Raw genomic sequence first — 3,623 nt, forward strand, 5'->3', positions numbered from 1 at the left:
GACCCGGTGGCCCTCGGTCGAACCCGTGCCCGCCGACCGGCCGTGAGGTGAGGGCCGCTACCGGGCGGTCCCGCCCCGGCCGGCGTCCAGGCCGCCCGGCGTGCCCGGATCGAACCACGTCGGTTCGTCGGCGAGGGCCTGCTTGATCCGCAGCAGGGCGAATTCGGAGAGATCGGGCAGCGCGTCCAGCGGGAACCACCCCACGTCCAGCGACTCGTCGTCGTTGACCCGGGCCTCGCCGCCGGTCGCACGGCAGAGGAACGTGATGTCCATGAACTGGCAGCGGTCCTCGTTCGGGTACTGGACCGGCTCAAGACCCTGGACGAGCACCACCCGCTCCGCCCGGCAGCGCACCGCGGTCTCCTCCTCCACCTCGCGCACGACCGCCACCGCGGGCTGCTCGCCCGGCTCGGGGATGCCCCCGACCAGCGACCAGCCGCCGGTGTCGGCGCGGCGGGCCAGCAGGACCCTGCCGTCGTCGTCCAGGACCACCGCGCTCACTCCCGGCAGGTAGAGGAGCTGGTGACCCGCCGAGGCGCGGATCGTGCGGATGAAGTCGGGTGTCGCCATGTCAGGAGCCTAACCGGCCCCTCCGGCCAGCGGCAGGTTGACCGCCGAGAGGGCGGCGGGGGAGCGGTGGACCGTATAGGTGCCCGGCAGGGTCCGCAGCTGCGGGTCGGTGGGGAAACACGGGTCCACGCCCACCGGCGCCGAACAGTCCGCCTCCGGGGTCCGGGTGGTGAGGGTCAGCCGCAGCGCGTGGCCGGGCGCGAGCCGCGCCACCCGAGGGGACAGCCCGATCGTCAGCTCGTACACCTGTCCCGGCCGCAGGTACCGGTCCGCGGTGAACGTGCCGTACGGACGGACGACCACCCCCTTCGCATCGCGCCACGACCGGTCCGGGTCGAGCGCGCGCAGGCTCGCGACGAGGGAGCCCGAGGTGATCTTCGTGGCGGTTCCGCCGGGGGCGATGTCGTCCAGCTGGGCGATGAGGGTCAGGTTCGTACCGCTCGACCCGGCCGACAGGCTGGCGCTGAGCGGCCCTGCCAGGACCGCGCCCCGGCGGAACGGCTCCGTCGTGTAGGTCAGCCGCCCGTCGGCGGCGGAGGGTTCGGTGTACGAGATCCGGTCCGCGCCCCCGGCGCGCGGCGGGGTCGGCCCGAGGGTGCCGTCGGGGCCGAGGTAGTAGGGGGTGTAGGTGCGGACCTGCTGGAAGGCCGTGGTGTGGAGCCAGGTCCGGGTGCCCTGCCGGTAGAGGTGCAACGGTGTGGTCGTGGTGGCGAAACCGGTGGGCCTGCCCTTGAGCCACGTGTCGAACCAGTCGAGCGCCACGGCCCGGTCCACACCCTCGCCGTGCGCCCACGGGCCGACGACCGCCTGGTAGCGGGGGGTCGTCCGCTGCCCGGGTGCCGGACTCGTGTGGACGGGCCGGTGGAAGTACGCGTTCTGGAGGTACGTGTACATCTCCTGGGAGCCCTGCGCGTACAGGTCCAGGTTCCCGCTCCACAACAGCGTCGGGATGTCCGCCCGTACGATCGCGGCGGCCAGGTCCCCGGGGGTGCGGGACGCCGCCCACGCCCCGGCGTACGCCTTGTCGCCCCCGCGCTGCGCGTTCGCGGCGAGGGCCCTGCCGTACGCCCCGGCGCGCGGGCCCATCCGCGTACCGAGATGGGTGAAGTAGTTGCGGGTCTGGGTCGGCATCCCGCCGGAGTTCATCGACTCGCGGTACGTCTCCGCCCCGGCGCACGCCGGAAGCATCGCCTTCACGGCGGAGCCGCGCGGGAGCAGCGAGGCGGTGAGGAGCTGGTTGATGCCCAGGTACGAGCAGCCGGTCAGGCCGACCGTGCCGTCGGACCCGGCCAGCCGGCCGGCCGCCCACGCGACCAGCTCGACCCCGTCACGCCGCTCCCGGGGCCCGAACAGCTCGAACGCGCCCCCGGAGCGGCCCGTACCGCGCACGCAGACCGACGCGTAGATGTATCCGCGCTCCACGAAATACGCCGGGTCGCCCAGGGCGGCCTGTCCCGGACCGCGCAGGTTCCCGGCCGTGGTGTCACAGGCGTACGGGTTCTGCGAGAGCAGGACGGGGAACGTCCCCCCGGCGCGCTCCCCGGTGAGACGGTCCGCCGGATACATGACGTCGCTGACCAGCGTGGTGCCGTCGCTCATCGGCACGCCGACGTCCGGGACCGTCGTACTGCCGTACGCCGCCGGGATCCGCGCGGGCACGGCTCCCGCCGTCACGGAGGGCACGAGCAGCACGAGGAGCGCGGCGAGGACCGGGAGGCCGGTCAACAGCCCCCGCCCCAGGGGTGAGCGGGCGGGACGAAGAGCGGCGACCATGGCGTCCAGTTTATCGAGGACCGCCGGACGCCGGTGGCGCCGGGCGATTCGGCACTTCGGTCGAATACGGGGGCGGCGTACGGCGGGAGTGACGGACCGAAGTGGAACGCGAACGGACGATATACGTCAACGGCTGACAGAATAAGGCGAGTTGCGCTCTGTCCTCGTTCACGGGCGCTGCCTAGGGTGCTGGAGCGGGTCCGCGGCGGAAGGTGGTCGGCGTGTTGCGCATTCACTTCACCGGCGAGGATCTGACCCGGGTGACGGTCGCCGCCCGCTCGGATCCTCTGTGGGACGTCCTGCTCAGCCTCCACATGGTCCAGGAGCCCGACCGTTCCCTCGCGTTCAGCGAATGGCGGCGCAGGACACGGGCGTTACGGATGCCGGGCGTGCGCCCACTCCTCGAACTGGCCCGTCCCTGGGGCTACTCGCCCGACTTCCTGACGCCCGGCCGGGGAGAGGCGGACTTCACCCACCAGGTGGAGGACGTCCTGTCCACGCCGTGCTCCCGGCTCTCCGCCGAACTGGCCATCCTGGCCGAGGAGAGCGGGGCCACCCCCTGGATCCGCGAACTCGCCGGCGGGGACCACCAGGTCATGGCCCGCCTCGGCGACACCCTGACCGCGTACCACCGGGTCGCCCTCGCGCCGTACCAGGAACGGATCCAGGCACACGCGGAGGCGGACCGGGCCCGGCGCGGTGTCGCGCTGCTGAACGGCGGGGTGGAGCGGCTGCTCGCCGAACTGCACCCCCGCGTCCGGTGGGAGGCGCCGGTGCTCCAGATCCCGGTGTACGCGGACCAGGACGTGTATCTGGAGGGCCGCGGCCTCGTGCTCGTCCCGTCCTTCTTCTGCCGCATCCAGCCGATCACCCTGATGGACCCCGACCGGCCGCCGGTGCTGGTGTACCCGCTCTCGCCGCGCCTGGGCTGGCTGCGGCCGGCCGGGGCGGAGGGGGACCAGGACGGCCTGGCCCCGATCGTCGCCCTGCTCGGCCGGACCCGCGCCCATGTGCTGGACGCCGCGGCGGCCGGCGGGACGACGACCGAGCTGGCGGTCCGGGTCGGGGTGGCTCTCCCGGTCATCAGCCGCCAGACGTCCGTGCTGCGGGAGGCCGGGCTGCTGGACACCCGCAGGGAGGGCGGATCCGTCCGGCACCATGTCACCCCGCTGGGCATCGCGCTCCTCAACGGGGAACTGGGCCCGGACGGCACACTCGGCTGATCCACGGGCGCCCCGGGCCGGGACGGGCCGGGGCCGGAACGCCGTGCCAGGATGAGC

The 3,623-nt window shown here is 73.6% G+C and carries 3 protein-coding genes; 1 reads left to right on the top strand and 2 read right to left on the bottom strand.

The genetic code is table 11. The features are described from left to right. Positions 1–57: 57 nt before the first annotated feature. Positions 58–570: an NUDIX domain-containing protein gene (locus tag GT042_RS12245; protein WP_161308750.1), complete on the bottom strand. Its 513-nt coding sequence runs from the start codon at positions 568–570 to the stop codon at positions 58–60. A 9-nt stretch (positions 571–579) separates the two neighbouring features. Further along, complete coding sequence (locus GT042_RS12250; RefSeq protein WP_161308751.1) at positions 580–2,343, bottom strand: CocE/NonD family hydrolase; 1,764 nt, start codon at positions 2,341–2,343, stop codon at positions 580–582. A 221-nt stretch (positions 2,344–2,564) separates the two neighbouring features. Between GT042_RS12250 and GT042_RS12255 the strand changes: the two genes are divergently transcribed. Beyond that, the gene (locus GT042_RS12255) at positions 2,565–3,566 is read left to right on the top strand and encodes a helix-turn-helix transcriptional regulator (protein ID WP_161308752.1); all 1,002 of its coding nucleotides are present in this window, start codon (positions 2,565–2,567) and stop codon (positions 3,564–3,566) included. Positions 3,567–3,623 lie beyond the last annotated feature (57 nt).

The sequence above is a fragment of the Streptomyces sp. SID3212 genome, from assembly GCF_009865405.1.
Classification (GTDB): domain Bacteria; phylum Actinomycetota; class Actinomycetes; order Streptomycetales; family Streptomycetaceae; genus Streptomyces.

Coding starts and splice junctions, on each gene's coding strand:
- GT042_RS12245 (WP_161308750.1), bottom strand. CDS start 570: ATGGCGACACCCGACTTCATCCGCACGATCCGCGCCTCGGCGGGTCAC.
- GT042_RS12250 (WP_161308751.1), bottom strand. CDS start 2,343: ATGGTCGCCGCTCTTCGTCCCGCCCGCTCACCCCTGGGGCGGGGGCTG.